This window comes from Nostoc sp. KVJ20 (assembly GCF_001712795.1).
GTDB lineage: Bacteria > Cyanobacteriota > Cyanobacteriia > Cyanobacteriales > Nostocaceae > Nostoc.
This window is the reverse complement of sequence record NZ_KV757622.1, coordinates 79613-94979: the sequence shown is the minus strand read 5'-3', so window position 1 is coordinate 94979 and position 15367 is coordinate 79613. Positions and strand designations below refer to the sequence as shown.

The window sequence follows — 15367 nt, the reverse complement described above, 5'->3', positions numbered from 1 at the left end:
ATGCCTTAATTTAGCTATCGATATTGAATTGTTGAAATTTTATGGGCAATAGTCCACCAGATGGCAGTATCAACCTCCTCTGAGCTGGTGAGGAAGTCTCCCAGCGCGGGGGAGACTTAGGAGACGTATTTCATGCTCACACAAGATATTCGTGATTTGCTGACTGATACTACCGATTTAAACCAGTTGAAATGGGATTTAAATCGCTTGCAACCTGTGGATGTGGGAGAATACATTACACAATTGCCTGAGAAAAAACGCGCGATCGCATTTCGTTTACTCAATAAAGCTCAGGCAATTGATGTATTTGAATATCTGCCCACAGAGGTGCAGGAAGAACTAATTAATTCTCTCCATGATGTCCAAGTAGTGCAACTTGTAGAAGCGATGAGTCCCGACGAACGGGCAGAGTTGTTTGATGAACTACCTGCTGGGGTAATCAAACGGTTATTACAAGAACTTAGTCCAGAACAAAGGCAAGCAACAGCAACGATTCTCGGCTATCCAGAAGGCACGGCTGGGCGGGTAATGACCACCGAATATGTCCGGTTGCGCCAGGGATTGACTGTCGGTGAAGCCCTGAGCAAAATCCGCCGTCAGGACGAAGACAAAGAATCGATTTACTACGCTTACGTCACCGATGATAACCGGACGCTGGTGAGAGTAGTTTCACTGCGCCAATTACTGTTTACCTTTCCCGATGTTTTCATCAAAGATATTGCTAGCGATCGCGTCATTAAGGTGACAACTGAAACCCCTCAAGAAGAAGTGGCGCGAATCATGCAGCGCTACGACTTAATCGCTATCCCCGTAGTTGACCGAGAAGACCGATTGGTAGGCATCGTCACCATTGATGATGTCATGGATATTTTGGAAGAGGAAGCCACAGAAGATATCCAAAAACTGGGGGGTGTCAGTGGTGATGAAGCAGCTTTATCTTCTCCCTTACTCACCATCCGCAACCGCTTACCTTGGCTGTTGGGCATCATGGCATTATATATTGGTGCCGCCAGTGCGATCGCCCCTTTTCAATCTGTAATCTCCGCAGTGCCAGTTCTAGCAGTCATCATGCCAATTTTTTCTAACACTGGTGGTACTGTTGGGATTCAATCATTAACGGTGACAATCCGCGGCTTGGGAGTAGGCGAGGTAACACCCAAAGATACTCTAAAAATTCTCCGCAAAGAAGTTTTAGCAGGTCTAGGCACAGCCGTAGTTTTAGCCATAACGATGATGCTACTTTCCTTAATTTGGGCGCGACCCCAAGAGCGATGGGTGGCTTTAATTGCCGGCATGGTAATGGCAACTAATACAATTGTGGCTGTTACACTCGGCACTTTACTGCCAATGGGTTTGCAGCGCTTGAAACTTGACCCTGCTTTGGTTAGTGGCCCATTAGTGACTACAATGCTAGATACAATTGGGTTTTTAACATTCCTCAGCCTAATTGCTCTAGCTTTAAACGTTTTCCATTTACCAACTTGAAGGGATTGGGAATTGGGCATGGGGCATGGGACATGGGGCATGGGGCATGGGATTTAGTAGTTCCCTTGTCCCCCTCATCTTTCCCAATCCCCAGTCCCCAGTCCCCAATCCCCAGTCCCCAGTCCCCAAATATGCCTACTAATACCTGGAATCGTCATCACGTTCTTTCCCTAGCTGACTTCACTACCGCCGAATACGATACAGTTTTGCAAACTGCTGCCAGTTTTCAAGAGGTGCTATCGCGGCGGACGAAGAAAGTACCAACCTTGCAGGGACAGGTGGTGGCAAATTTATTTTTTGAATCGTCTACCCGCACTCGCAGTAGTTTTGAACTCGCAGCCAAACGCTTAAGTGCAGATACGCTGAATTTCGCCGCAGCCACATCTTCTATGACTAAAGGAGAAACAATTCTCGACACAGCGAAGACCTATTTGGCTATGGGAACTGATATTATGGTAGTCCGCCATCGAGAGGCAGGAGTACCGAATGCGATCGCGGCTGAAATGGATCGTCTAGGTGTACGAGTTAGCGTCCTCAATGCTGGTGATGGTCAACATGAACATCCTTCCCAAGCACTGCTAGATTTATTTACCATAACTACTCTAATTGACCCAGATCATCCCCGACTAGAACTTTTAAAGGGGAAAAAGATTGCCATTGTTGGGGATATTCTCCATTCTCGTGTGGCGCGATCAAATATTTGGAGTTTAATTGCCAGTGGCGCCGAAGTACATCTTGCAGCCCCACCCACCCTCTTACCCAAGTTATTTGCCGAGTTTATCTCTGAAGAGTCAGAAGTCAGGAGTTATCCCCCCAATCCCAAACTATTTCTTCATTGGCAACTAGAACCAGCTTTGCAGAATGCCGATTTTGTGATGACTTTGCGTCTGCAAAAGGAACGCATGACGGCTCATTTATTGCCAAGTTTGCGAGAATATCATCAGCTATTTGGCATTACAAGCACAAAGTTGCAACTTTGTAAACCTAACGTCAAAGTTTTGCATCCCGGCCCAGTTAACCGTGGTGTTGAAATTAGTTCTGAGTTGATGGATGACCCAGAATTTAGTCTCATTCAATCGCAAGTTACCAGTGGTGTTGCCGTTCGCATGGCGCTGCTGTATTTATTAGGTAGCGGCAAGGCTTAATTTGAAGAAGAATTCAGAATTCAGGAGTCAGAATCAAGATGCTCGTTGCGCTAAAGCGTCTCCCCTTCTCCCAAAGGGAGAAGACTCGCTTGCCGCCTGCGCTATCAGTCGAGGATTCAGACGCGACTCGAAAATACTCGCTACCGCTGCGCTATCGAAGACTCGCTCTAAGCGTTCGCGGTAGCGTCTCTAAGAGTTGCCATGCCGCAGGCTTTACGCTACGCTATCCGCCAGTCATACAGAAAACATTGCTGAATTCTAACTCCTGACTCCTGAATTCTGTTCGATAATCTCAGTGAATCTTACTCCTATCGGACTATCTGACGGAAGAATACCTAATCTCATAGAAATTATATGTTCTTCCGATCGCATGAGGACAAAATTCTGGAATTTTGGGACAGTGGAATCATAGAAGTTAAAAATTGAATAACTTCTAGAAATGTTGGAGGTAAATATGAAACCAATCTTTTTGACGGCAGCAGCCTTACTCAGCACGCTATCTCTAGCTGCTCCCATTTCCGTCAAAGCAGAAAACTCCGCCCCTGTCCGCCGCTTGTTAGAAACTAGAGAATGTTTCGGATGTAATTTAACAGGAGCAAATCTTAAAGGCGCTCATCTCATAGGTGTTGACTTGAGAAACGCAAATTTAAAAGGGGCTAATCTCGAAAACGCGAACCTAGAAGGTGCTGATTTAACTGGTGCAAATTTAAAGTCTGCTAATCTCACAAATGCCTTTGTTAGTGGTACTAGCTTAAATGATGCTAATCTCACCAACGTTGATTTGAGTAATGCTCATTTATATAATACTGAAGTTGATGGCGCAGTTTTAGCCAATATTGATTTAAGCGGTGCTGATGTATTTAATACTGCCATTAGCGTCGGTGGTGAATATTAATTGATTGATACCAAAGTGATGAGTTAAGAGTTATGTTCAACTCCTAACCCTGCACTTGTTAAGTTTTACTCACCAGTAATTGACAGTTCATTAACCCAGATTTTCGGACAAACTCCTCCTGGCGTTAACTCTGGCTCTTTTTCTACATAAATAATTGACTTCAAGAGTTCTAAGAAATCGCCAGCAACAGTTGCTGACTCAATACTTGTTCTCACACCCTTGTTAACTAGCCAACCATCAAACGGCAAAGAGAAGGAACCTTGCAAGGATTTAACTCCAGCATGGAGGGCTTGCAAATCATCGATAAGAATCACATTTTCAGCCGTTTCTAAGCTAAACTCCTGCTCAGGAGTTGCTGTTGAAAAAACATGATAAAAATTGGGACTGACGCTGACTTTTGCCCCAATACTAGCATTACCCGTTGGCTGGGCATTTAACCTCTTAGCAGTACCGGCACTATGAAGAAATCCTGTTAAAACGCCATTTTCAATTAGCGAAATTTGACGAGTCGGAGTTCCTTCACCATCAAAAGTTTCTGCACCTACGTTAGCTGGGTGCAAGGCATCATCATAAACTGAAATTAGAGGGGAAGCAATTTGCTTACCTAAATCATCAGGAGTAGATAGACTTTGATTGTCTAAAATACTTTGAGCATTGAACAAGTTAGAAAAAGCACCCAATAGACTTAAGAAAGCTTCAGCTGAAAAAACAACTCGATATTTACCAGTTTTGATTTTTTCATAATTCAAATGGCTGATAGTTTTATCGGCGGTTTCTTTGATGCAACCATTAATATCTAGATTATCTAAACTCTGGTTGATTCTAAAAGCTCCTGCACTACGCGGTTTTTTCCCTTCTTCCTCAGTTTTACTGTAAAGATAAACTGATGCTAAGGAGTGAGATTCAGTTCTCACCGCACCGTCACTATTGAGATAAAATCTGTCAATATCTCTTTGTGACAAACCGTTATAAGGTACGCCTTTAATTGCTGGATGAGCCGCCAGTAATTCTTTTTCAGCTACCAACAATTTTTCTATGAGTTCCGCAACAGGTGCTTGAGGTGTCTTATCTTGAGGCTTATTTGGAATAGGAATAGTAGCCTCTGGACTAAAATCAGGAACATTTTCTTTAACACCAAAAAAACTGGCTTCGTAAGCAGTTTTTAAAGCTAATTCCAGTCCCTTGGAGTCTACATCTGTGGTGCTGGTGACACCCATTGTATTATCTTCATTCCAGACACGAACAGTAACACCAGAGCGATTTGAAGCTTTGACTTGTTTTGGTTCACCTTGGTCTACTTGCACGCTAGTATCATCTACTGTTGAGCCATAAATGTCGAATTTCTTAATACCAAGTTTACCAGCATTGTCCTTGGCGGAATTTGCAATCTCATTTATATTGGGCATAGTCAATTTTGGATTTGGGATTTTAGATTTTGGATTGGAAGCGATTCTATTTTGAATATTAGATTTGGGATTTTTGATGTTATTGCTTGTATTTCTCTCGTAGAGTTCTGACTGAAGCAACACTCAAATAATTTAAGATTTTAGATTGAAGCTACGGAGCAATCAGTGAACTTGAGTATTTTGGATTTTGAATATTGTAATCCAAAATCCAAAATCTAAAATCTAAAATTCTTATCTTCCACCGACGGTAATAGAATCAACCTTGATGTGGGGTTGTCCGACTGTGGTGTAAATACTGCCACTGACGGAACCACAAAAACCTGGTGCAATTTCCAAATCTTGGGAACACATGGAAATTTTATTCATAATTTCCTTCGCTTCACCGATTAGAATTGCTCCCTTTAGTGGTTTGGTGATTTTGCCATTTTCAATCAAATAAGCTTCATCAACACTAAAGTTAAATTGGCCTGTAGCACCAACGCTACCACCACCCATTTTTTTACAGTAAATACCTTTATCAACAGAGGCAAATAATTCATCATTGCTATATTCGCCAGAATCAATATAAGTATTACGCATCCGGCTAGCAGCTGCATAGGTATAATTTTGGCGGCGTCCACTTCCAGTTCTGGGGTGTCCGGTGCGTGAGGAACCTGTTCTATCTGCCAAGAAGTTTTTCAGAACACCTTTTTCAATTAATAAGGTTCTTTGAGCAGGCATACCTTCGTCATCCATATCAATTGTTCCGAAGGCATTTTCAGAGCGCCCTTCATCCCAAGCTGTCAAACTTTCATGGGCAATTTTTTCGCCTTTTTTGTCAGCAAAGGGAGTGGTATTGCGTTCAATTTGAGTGGTTTCTAGCAAGTGTCCGCAAGCTTCGTGGAAGATTACCCCGCCAAAGTGATTGGCCATAATAATCGGGTAAGTCCCTGATTCCACGTAATCTGCGTAGAGCATTTTTCCAGCCGATTCTACTATTTTCTCGGCGGCTTGTTGAGAATCCCAAGTTCTCAGGAAGTTGGCATCGCTAGTATTACCTGCGCGATCGCCAATTGAGCTACGATTAGCACCATCAGCACACAATAGGTTAAATCCTACTGATTGTGTGAGGCGAATATCACGAGCAAAAGTCCCATCACTAGCGGCGATTAAAACTTCTTGCCAATCCCGGAAATAGGTAGCACGGCGCGATTGGACATGGCTAGCTTTTTGCTTCAGGTGGGCAGTACCATCAAGAAGGATTTCTCCCATTTCGCGGATGGAGCTACACACTGGTAGCCATGCATCTTTGCCTCTTTTGGTGGCGTAATCTCTGAGTAATTCTAGGTTGATTTCTGGGATGAAAGCTTTCGCAGTAGGTAGTTGCAATCCTAAGATAGAAAGACCTTTTTCTAAGGCTGCTTTCAAACCGGAAAAAGAAAGGTCATTGGTGCTGACGTAGCAATCAGCTTTACCGCGAAATACTCTAACTCCCGCGCCTGTAGAGAGACTGGGTGAAATACTCGTGATGGAGTCATCTTCTGCAAGACAACTAATATAGTTGCGACGCTCTAAAAATAATTCGATGAAGTCAGCACCAGCGGCGCGTCCTAGTCCCAGGAGAGTAGCCAGAGGGGCTTCCCAGGTTTCATCGAAACGCTCTGGTGTGGAAGAATATTGGAGTGTGGGAAGTTGATTCGAGAGAAGTAGCGTACTTGTAAGCATGGATAGCCTCGTCTGCTGGCGTAATTCAGAGATTTGACTGAAAAATTCTGGTGTGTTTAGTCTAACAAATGAGTGAAAGCCAGAGTTGGCAGAAAGGCGTGTGGATTTCCCTCCAATTCAGCAACGCTTTGGAAAACTCACCCGCAGACTAGAAGTTTGGGACTATTTGAAGAAGAATTCTGTTTTGATAAACAAAGCCCGCAAAGGCGGGCTGAGATTTTGAAACTTGAGGGTGTCGGTGTAAAAACTTAGTTATCACAAAGGAAGTCATGAGCTAAGAGTGGAATGGGATAAACCCCACCTGTAGCAGAAGATAGAAACTTCTTGACGAATAACTCATATTAAATATGCAATTTTTTTGCTGTTTAGCTTAATTTAATCTAGAGTATCACTCTAAGATTTATTTACGATTTCCCATTTTCAATGGAACTCTTGCTGTTCCTTGGTCACTGAAAGTCTGACCTAAATTTGAAGTTGGCGCTGTCGATGTTAGATTTTTAAACAGGAGTTTTAAGGTTCGAGTAATAGTTTTGATAATTTTCATTTTGCTAGCAGTTGGCTTTTGGTCATATCTCAAAACCATTGGGATTTCTGCAATTTTAGGTTTGAGGACTTTAGCTTTCAGCAGTAAATCTATCATGCAAGCAAATCCACTTTCAGTAAATAGATTTTCCCCATAATACATATCTAGTTTACTGACGAAATTACGGTTATACAGTCTGTAACCACAAGTATAGTCTCTTACGCCGGGTACACGGGCGGCAATTCTAAAAAGCCAGCTGGCTCCGTAACTCATTATCTCTCTAAATTTTGATAAACCTATGACTTTAGAACCTTTTCGATATCTAGATGCGATCGCAATATCATAGCTACCAGCTATCATAGTGTCATACATCTTGATTAAGAGTTCTGGTGGTTGAGTGTTGTCGCAATCCATCGCAGCTAAAAAATCACCTTCTTTAGAGATTTCTAAGAAAGTCATGAAACCTGTTTTAATTGCTTGACCTAAACCAGCATTTTTGGGATGTTGGACTAATTTCAGTAATATGCCCAGTGATTCAGCTTCTTCTAAAGCTGTCTCGGCAGTTGCATCACTACTACCATCATCAACAAGAATCAGTTTTATCTCCATCTTAGAGATTTCCTGTAATGTCTGAAATCTTTTGAACAAGGGACGAATTGATGCTTGCTCGTTATATGCGGGTAAAAGAACAAAAAGACTCATAAGTACCTCGTGTAATTTTCAAAATATCATTTTCAAATTTCAAGAATTCAGTAATGTTGATTTCTTGAGAAATTCATCAACTTGTCGCACAACTGCGTTGTTATTGACGCTATCATTAACCAACTGTGAGGTGTTAACGACGAAAAAATCATCGTTTCCTGTACTCACTTGTGGAACAAGGCTTGAATAATTTAAAACTTGTAGTGGCTGAACTTTAATAGCTCGATTAATGTGTGCCGCTACAATGTCATCTGCTTTGAGTTCAGGGAACATCAAGCGTATACCCTGGAAGAATACTTGGCGCAATTCATCATCTGGCTGTTTTAATAACGGGTCAGTGGAAAGTATATATTTTGGCAGGAATGTCATGTGATATCCTGCTGTTTCTTGCAAAGAAACTAAATTGCTCATACCGATGACTCCGGTAAAAGGAATATTTTTATCGGCAATGTTTACTACGTAATAAGGCACTAGAGCCTTGCGAGTAATCAGTACCATACAGACTACGCCCAGGTATTCTACTGTTTCACCAGTCTTTGAAACTTTCACCAACTCATTAGCAGCAACCTGTTGCAGTATATTAACTGGGCCAGTAAAAATGACTTTATCAAAATGCTCCTTTTTGCCCTGATATTCTACCCACATTCCACCTCCTGGATTAGGTGCAATATATTCCACTGCGACACCTGTGTGGATATGACCTCCAGCCGCATAAATTAATTTTTCTATATGGTCAAAAACAGTTTTGTAACCGCCTGAGACATAACCAAGTTGTTCTTTATTTAATGAAGAATCTCGCGCTGAAAATAGTCGTTTGATGTAAGCCCAGATAAAAACTGCTGATATTCGCTTATAATTTTCTCCTAGTTTGGATAAAAGCAAGGGTTTCCAGAGCTTTTCGTATGTGCTTTTACCACCGAGTTTTAATAGCCAATCTTCAACTAAAATCTTCTCTAAGCGTCGCCAGTTATTCAGGCGTGAACCATATAAAAGGGTAAAAGCTAATCTGATTTTTCCTATCAGTCCAAATAAAGGAAAGCGCAAAAACTCTATAGCGTTACTTATAGAATAGAATTTTTTATTGTCGTAGAAACCTGTTAAACTCCGATGCCAACGCAGTTTATCTCCAAGACCAATATCTCTGAGAAAATTTATTAAATGAGTATCAGAAGGTAAGATAACGTGATAAAAACGATCCCAGGTAAATAACCCATAATCATGATAGGTTGTAAGTCCACCAAGCTGCTTGTTGCTATCAAATACAGTGACAGTATGTCCTTGATGTGAAAGACGTTGGGCTAATACTAACCCAGTTATACCCCCGCCAATAATGCCTATATTCATAAATTTAGATTTTTGTAGAAATGTTTTTGATATTTATCTCTCATAAACTTTTCATTTTTAATATTAATAACCCAACTTATGGCATTTTTAACTATTAGTTAACAACAAGAACCACACCAGTGATAATAATAGAAATTCCTACCCACTGGCTAAATATCACCTGCTCTTTTAGAAGATAGTGAGAAGCAATTGGTATAAGTGCATACATTAATCCTAGAACTGGAAACGCTTGACTCAGAGGGATTATCCGCAATACATAAAGCCACAAGACAGTCATGAATATATAGCAGACAAACCAAATCAAAAAATAACGAGAAAATAACAGATTTCGGATAGATGTGCTTTCTCCCTTAGTAGGGCTAGAAATGTAAAGTCCATATTTTAGTGAAAGGTTAGCTGTTGTTCCCAATAAAACTACAAACATTAAAAGCAGCCAAGTAATGATGTTCATTTGTCAATACTTTTTATGGAATTTACTAGAGAAAATTTATATAGACTTTTTAAGTGGAATCACAACTAAGAGAACACCCACAAAAATCGTGATGACTCCCGCTATCCGAGTTAGTGTAATCTCTTCATTAAAAAAGTAGTATGAGCCGAAAAGTATACCGACATAATTTAAACTAGTCAGTGGATAAGCAATACTTAATTTTACAGTTCGCAGAGCCAATATCCAATTTACTACTCCCAAGCAATAAACAGTAATAGCTAATGCTAATTTTTGCAGAAATTCCCAAGTTAATAGTCCCTCGTTTGGATGACTCATGGTATGCTTCATCAGCAATTGTCCAGAAATACTAAATAAAATGCTGATAAACAAGATAGTATAAGGAATTATTTTAAAGCTGGAAATTTGCGAGATAGATTTCATAGTACATTTGCCTCAGTCGATATAGTAGGTATGAACCAGACAGTAAACAGCCCGTTTCTTTAAACGTTTTGTTTTGGATTTTGGTCACACCTTCTGTGCAGTTCAACCTCTACTTCAGTAAATAGACAACAAAGTTAGGAAGCTATGTTGAAAGGGCTGATATCAAAATAAACGTTGAAGCTCATGTCCTAGAGTTAACAACTAAATACTATGCGGCTTCCATGATGGTATTTGTATGATTCGCAATAGAGCGCCAGTTACGCTTCAAAACTAGTTTTAGTGCGATCGCAATATCTAGGTTATAAAAGATACAGATGTAGTGAAGGTTGAAGGCTTTGCCATAAATGACCTCTGAACAAAGTTTAGCAGTGTGCTTAGGCGTAGCCCGTCGTAGACATTGCTTATGCTCAACTTGGATTCGACTTATATGTGCAACAAATGGAGCTAAACAAATAAAAATGGATTGCCAGAATTTTTGATTAATCCATTTATTAACTGTCATTAGTTGTATCCTGCTGTAGATATCTTGTTGAAGAAACTACTGAACTTCTCAAGCCATTAACTTAACTGGATTGATAAATGTTCTTAATTGGTTTCAGGAAAGTTTATTAATTTACTGACATACCATAGAACTTATTCTGGCTCACAGATGTATCTATAACCTCGAATGGGAACTAAGCCGATTCATAACAATTTTTCTCAAATCGAGTGTGTATATATGCTCTTTTTGGACATGGGAACCCAATAAGTAACAGAAGTCTGCTTGGCTGCGTAAATTGTAGACTCGACAAATCATTCTACGGTAATGCGCTTTACAGGTTTCTGTGGACTTTTACTGAATATCCAAATAGAGCTTTTGACAACACTAACAGCTAATGCAAACTAGGGTTGGCTAATCAACTCGGAGTTGACCTTGATTGCATTGTATTTGATATAATTTTAGATTATCGAGTATTAGGTTTGCTTGATTTCTCTTGGTAATTTTAACTAAGTTTTTTCTCCAAGTTTATTGTTACATATAATCACCTACTAGAATACCACGAGAAAAGCGTGTTGCAAATTTATCGTCATACTTCATCAAAACTTCATTTACCGAAAATATACTTAAACAAAAACTTCATAGAATCAAAACTTTATGTGAATTTTTATTTTGAGGATTTGTACATTTATGAAGCACTTCTGGATACTAAGACTTGCAGAGTTAGGGACTTAGGATCAAACTCGATAAGTCCCAAGCTAAGAGTTTCCGAAAGCAAAATTTAAACTCGAACAACGGTGCAACCCTTGGCAAGACGTAGCACAGAGTTACACTAAATTACAAGAAAAATTATAGATGGCAATCAAGGGTATGAATCGTTGTGGTTGTGATTATTCAGTTTATGTAATTTGTTTTCCTATTGTTTGGACTCATTATCCTGCAAAATTCTGTTGGTAATAATGAAGACAATGATTAACAATCCAAACTGAATCTGCCAAGGCGCTAATACCAAACTTAAAATCAAGCTAATAGCAGCAAATACACCTGAAAGATATGCAATTTCATCAGTACTTTTTTTGAACAAGTAGCCAGTGGCTAAAGCAGTACACAATGGTATCAAGAAAGACAAAGGCATTTTACTAACCTCTGGACTAAAAGTTGTTGTGCTTATAAAACAAATTGAAATTGTTTTTGTAATTGTGGTTGATCTTACATCCAATCAGGTTTGAGCCACAACAGTCGTTTGAAATAAATATTATAGAAAATAAAGACTATGCAACGTTGTATATTATGCCAATGGGAATAATTATTGCGATAGATGAAGTACCCAAAAGCTGGGCGAAAAACTTCTTCTTCTGTGGTTGATGGTGCGCCAAGCTTGCTTTAAGTAGTAAGTTAAGAAAGACTGGGCGTAGCTTGCTTAGTTTGTAGAGATTACACAATGCCTTCGGTGAAACTCCTTGTATCATTCTCTTGACTCAGTTTCGTTGCACTATCCTATACAAATGCTTATTCATCTATAGGGATTGAAAGGGTTGAAAACTTGCGTAGGTGGTTTTTTTCTATTTCGCCAATTCCCCTCTTGTGAGTAATCATCTGGTAAATTGGCTGAAAAATTTGGTCTTGCGCCAAGATAAGGTTCTAGCATATTACCTTTAGAAGTAACATTTTCATTTTTTCATTTTAGACACCTAATGCTGAACATTCCTCAACTACTGGCAACTGAAATAAACCTCAAACCCCATCAGGTGCAAAACGCGCTGGAACTTTTGGCGGAGGGTGCAACGATTCCCTTTATTGCACGTTATCGCAAAGAGCGCACCGATGAGATGAATGAAGTGCAACTACGTGAACTGGCTGATCGATATACTTATTTAACAGAACTTGAAGAACGAAAATCTGTAATTTTAAGTGCGATCGCTGACCAAGGTAAACTTACAGATGAACTTAAAGCCAAAATCTCATCCTGCTTACAAAAAACCGAACTTGAGGATTTATACTTACCTTATCGACCAAAGCGACGCACCCGCGCCACCATCGCCAGAGAAAAAGGACTCGAACCACTGGCGGAATTCATCAAGTCGCTAAATGTCAAAAATGCTGCAACTGCTTCCTTGGAAGAAGAAGCGGCTAAGTATATTTCTGAAACCAAGGGAGTAAAAACAGCAGAAGAGGCGCTTAAAGGTGCTGCTGACATTTTGGCGGAAGAAGTAGCTGAAAAAGCTGAGTTACGCGCATATATCCGCGATTATCTTTTAGACGAAGGGGTATTTGTCTCCCGCATCAAAGATGATTATCCCGAAGGTACAACCAAATTTGAGATGTACCGTAACTATCAAATTAAGGTAAAAAATATTGCACCCCACAATATGCTGGCCTTGTGTCGGGGTGAAACCGAAAAAGTATTAAGCTTTGAAATTGCTTTCGATGAAGATACGGTACTTTACTATCTTGAGTCAAAAGAAATTAAAACCAAAGTACGGACAATTCGGGATTTTTATCAAGCGATGTTGAAGGATGCATTTAACCGTTTGATGAAAGTATCTCTAATGGGAGAGGTGATTTCTGAGATTAAAGTCTATGCAGATATAGAATCAATCAAGACATTTGAAACTAATCTGCGGGAGTTGCTGCTATCTGCACCAGCAGGGATGAAACCAACACTGGCCATAGACCCTGGATTTAGAACTGGGTGTAAAGTTGCAGTCCTCGACCAAACTGGAAAATTTTTGGAATATCAAGCAGTATTTCCTCACCAAGCGGCTGAACAACGCCTCAAAGCAGCACAAGCTGTCAAAAATCTGATTGAAAAGTACAAGATTGAGTTAATCGCCATCGGTAATGGTACAGCATCTCGTGAGACAGAGGAATTTGTGACGCAAGTATTACAAACCATAGAACGCAAACCAGTTAAGGTGATGGTGAATGAATCTGGCGCATCTATATATTCTGCAAGTAAAGTAGCGTTAGAAGAGTTTCCCGATTTAGATATTACCGTGCGCGGTGCTATTAGTATCGGCCGCCGTTTGCAAGACCCCTTGGCGGAACTGGTGAAAATCGATCCCAAATCCATTGGTGTGGGACAATATCAGCACGATGTCGATCAAAAGTTGTTGAAAAAGAAGTTAGATGACACCGTAGAAAGCTGCGTGAATTACGTCGGCGTAGACTTAAACACCGCCTCCAAAGAACTTCTAACTTCCGTCTCTGGGATTACGGCAAGTGTTGCCAATAACATTGTCGCCTATCGCAACCAGTATGGAGCCTTTAAAAATCGCCGCCAACTTTTGAAAGTTCCGAAGCTGGGGCCAAAGGCCTTTGAACAAGCAGCAGGTTTTCTGCGGATTCGCGGCGGTGACAACCCATTAGATAATACAGCAGTGCATCCAGAAAGTTATTCTGTAGTAGAAGCGATCGCATCTGATCTAAATGTGCCATTAAATCAGGTAACACAAATCGCCGAAAAACTCAAAAAGACCAACCTGAAGAAATATGTTACCGATAGCGTCGGCGAACCCACACTGCGCGATATCCTCAGTGAACTGGAAAAACCCGGTAGAGATCCTCGTGCTGAGTTTAAGTATGCCACCTTCAAAGAAGGAATTAAAGAAATTAGAGACTTAAAAACGGGAATGGAACTAGAAGGAATCGTGACAAACGTCGCAAACTTCGGTGCTTTCGTTGATATCGGCGTACATCAAGATGGTTTGGTACACATATCCCAACTTGCTGATAGATTTGTAGATGATCCCAACAAAGTTGTCAAAGTTGGACAAGTAGTCAAAGTGCAGGTGTTAGAAATCGACGAGAAACTTAAGCGAATTAGTCTGTCGATGAAAGCAGTTAAACAATAATTAGAAACAGCAGATGGTAGTTTATCAAGTTCGATTCATCAATCCTACACTTGGGTTAGATCGCAGCATTCAAGTACCAGACGATCAATATATTTTGGATATAGCAGAAGAAGCTGGTATCCGCCTACCGTCTGGGTGTAAACAAGGCGAATGTTCTGCCTGTGTCGCCAAACTTATTAGCGGTGAAGTTGATCAAAACGAGCAAAAATTTCTTCGTCCAAGTGAAATACAGGCTGGTTATGTTGTTACTTGTGTAACTTACCCTTTATCTCATTGCACTTTAGAAACCCATCAAGAACAAGTCTTATATAAATCAGCCCTTTACTATAAGCCTGAATCTGGAAAAAGTGATAAGTGTTGATCCGAACTTGATATAACTCCTAAGAGGTTGTTTGAAAAGTCATGATTGATGTATCAAATATTTTTACCCCACCCTAACCCTCCCCTTGTAAAGGGGAGGGAACTAGATTATTTTCCGGTTTCCCCCCAATACATCGGGGGGATTAAGGGGGTATTCAAATAGCTCTTTGCTGCACATGTCGCCCATCAAACCCTTGCTTAATCCAACTCAAACATTCATATTCTGACTTAAATAATTTTGGAGCTGCAATATTATTCAATAATTCTGGTGGATAATGGTCATAAAAATATTTGTCTCTTTCTTGGAAGATGATAATCAAATTGTTTTTGTAAATGTAGCGAGACTTGAAATTATCCGATTGGGGAACAAACTCGGAATTGTGTTCAATATGTTCTTTAGCAATATCAACAATATTACTAACACCACTTCCATAAATTCCTGCTGGATTTTCCGCTTTATGAAACTGGCTTTTATGCCCAATTTCCGATAGCAACTTATATGAATAAATCTCGTAATTATCCGCCTTGCCAAAAACAAATGGAATGATGAGATATCCTTTGTACGAGACCGAACTTTCATAAAGAAGACGACTCATTTCA

Annotated in this window: 14 protein-coding genes; 5 read left to right on the top strand and 9 right to left on the bottom strand. The window is 40.2% G+C overall.

Annotated elements, in window-relative coordinates; genetic code table 11:
* The first annotated feature begins 132 nt into the window (after nt 1-132).
* From mgtE to A4S05_RS16585, 3 genes are all read left to right on the top strand, one after another.
* Complete coding sequence (gene mgtE, locus A4S05_RS16595) at nt 133-1485, top strand: magnesium transporter (RefSeq protein WP_069070902.1); 1353 nt, start codon at nt 133-135, stop codon at nt 1483-1485.
* A gap of 131 nt (nt 1486-1616) precedes the next feature.
* Nucleotides 1617-2630 (top strand): aspartate carbamoyltransferase catalytic subunit, encoded by a 1014-nt coding sequence (locus tag A4S05_RS16590; RefSeq protein WP_069070988.1) that lies wholly within the window; start codon nt 1617-1619, stop codon nt 2628-2630.
* A 454-nt stretch (nt 2631-3084) separates the two neighbouring features.
* Nucleotides 3085-3525: a pentapeptide repeat-containing protein gene (locus tag A4S05_RS16585; protein ID WP_069070901.1), complete on the top strand. Its 441-nt coding sequence runs from the start codon at nt 3085-3087 to the stop codon at nt 3523-3525.
* A 65-nt stretch (nt 3526-3590) separates the two neighbouring features.
* On the opposite strand, the gene A4S05_RS16580 is transcribed toward A4S05_RS16585, so the two are convergent.
* The 8 genes from A4S05_RS16580 to A4S05_RS16545 form a co-directional block, all read right to left on the bottom strand.
* Nucleotides 3591-4931, bottom strand: a complete 1341-nt coding sequence (locus A4S05_RS16580) for a TldD/PmbA family protein (protein WP_069070987.1) — start codon at nt 4929-4931, stop codon at nt 3591-3593.
* A 231-nt stretch (nt 4932-5162) separates the two neighbouring features.
* Nucleotides 5163-6635, bottom strand: coding sequence for a TldD/PmbA family protein (locus A4S05_RS16575; RefSeq protein WP_069070900.1), 1473 nt, complete (start codon nt 6633-6635; stop codon nt 5163-5165).
* A 400-nt stretch (nt 6636-7035) separates the two neighbouring features.
* Nucleotides 7036-7860: a glycosyltransferase family 2 protein gene (locus A4S05_RS16570; RefSeq protein WP_069070899.1), complete on the bottom strand. Its 825-nt coding sequence runs from the start codon at nt 7858-7860 to the stop codon at nt 7036-7038.
* Between the two features lie 39 nt (nt 7861-7899).
* On the bottom strand, nt 7900-9204 hold the full coding sequence (locus A4S05_RS16565; RefSeq protein ID WP_069070898.1) for an NAD(P)/FAD-dependent oxidoreductase: 1305 nt from the start codon (nt 9202-9204) through the stop codon (nt 7900-7902).
* A gap of 94 nt (nt 9205-9298) precedes the next feature.
* On the bottom strand, nt 9299-9655 hold the full coding sequence (locus A4S05_RS16560) for an EamA family transporter (protein ID WP_069070897.1): 357 nt from the start codon (nt 9653-9655) through the stop codon (nt 9299-9301).
* 36 nt (nt 9656-9691) lie between these two features.
* Nucleotides 9692-10075 carry an EamA family transporter gene (locus A4S05_RS16555; RefSeq protein WP_069070896.1) on the bottom strand — a complete coding sequence of 128 codons (384 nt, stop codon included), beginning with the start codon at nt 10073-10075 and terminating at the stop codon, nt 9692-9694.
* Nucleotides 10076-10283: 208 nt separating this feature from the next.
* A complete protein-coding gene (locus tag A4S05_RS16550; RefSeq protein WP_069070895.1) occupies nt 10284-10577 on the bottom strand; it encodes a hypothetical protein in 294 nt (97 codons plus the stop codon).
* Nucleotides 10578-11469: 892 nt separating this feature from the next.
* Entirely contained in the window at nt 11470-11688 is a 219-nt protein-coding gene (locus A4S05_RS16545; RefSeq protein WP_069070894.1) for a hypothetical protein, read from the bottom strand.
* A gap of 559 nt (nt 11689-12247) precedes the next feature.
* Between A4S05_RS16545 and A4S05_RS16535 the strand changes: the two genes are divergently transcribed.
* A complete protein-coding gene (locus tag A4S05_RS16535; protein WP_069070892.1) occupies nt 12248-14407 on the top strand; it encodes a Tex family protein in 2160 nt (719 codons plus the stop codon).
* A 13-nt stretch (nt 14408-14420) separates the two neighbouring features.
* Complete coding sequence (locus tag A4S05_RS16530; protein WP_069070891.1) at nt 14421-14768, top strand: 2Fe-2S iron-sulfur cluster-binding protein; 348 nt, start codon at nt 14421-14423, stop codon at nt 14766-14768.
* Nucleotides 14769-14922: 154 nt separating this feature from the next.
* Here the strand turns inward: A4S05_RS16530 and A4S05_RS16525 are convergent, their stop codons facing one another.
* Nucleotides 14923-15363 carry a hypothetical protein gene (locus A4S05_RS16525; RefSeq protein ID WP_069070890.1) on the bottom strand — a complete coding sequence of 147 codons (441 nt, stop codon included), beginning with the start codon at nt 15361-15363 and terminating at the stop codon, nt 14923-14925.
* Nucleotides 15364-15367 lie beyond the last annotated feature (4 nt).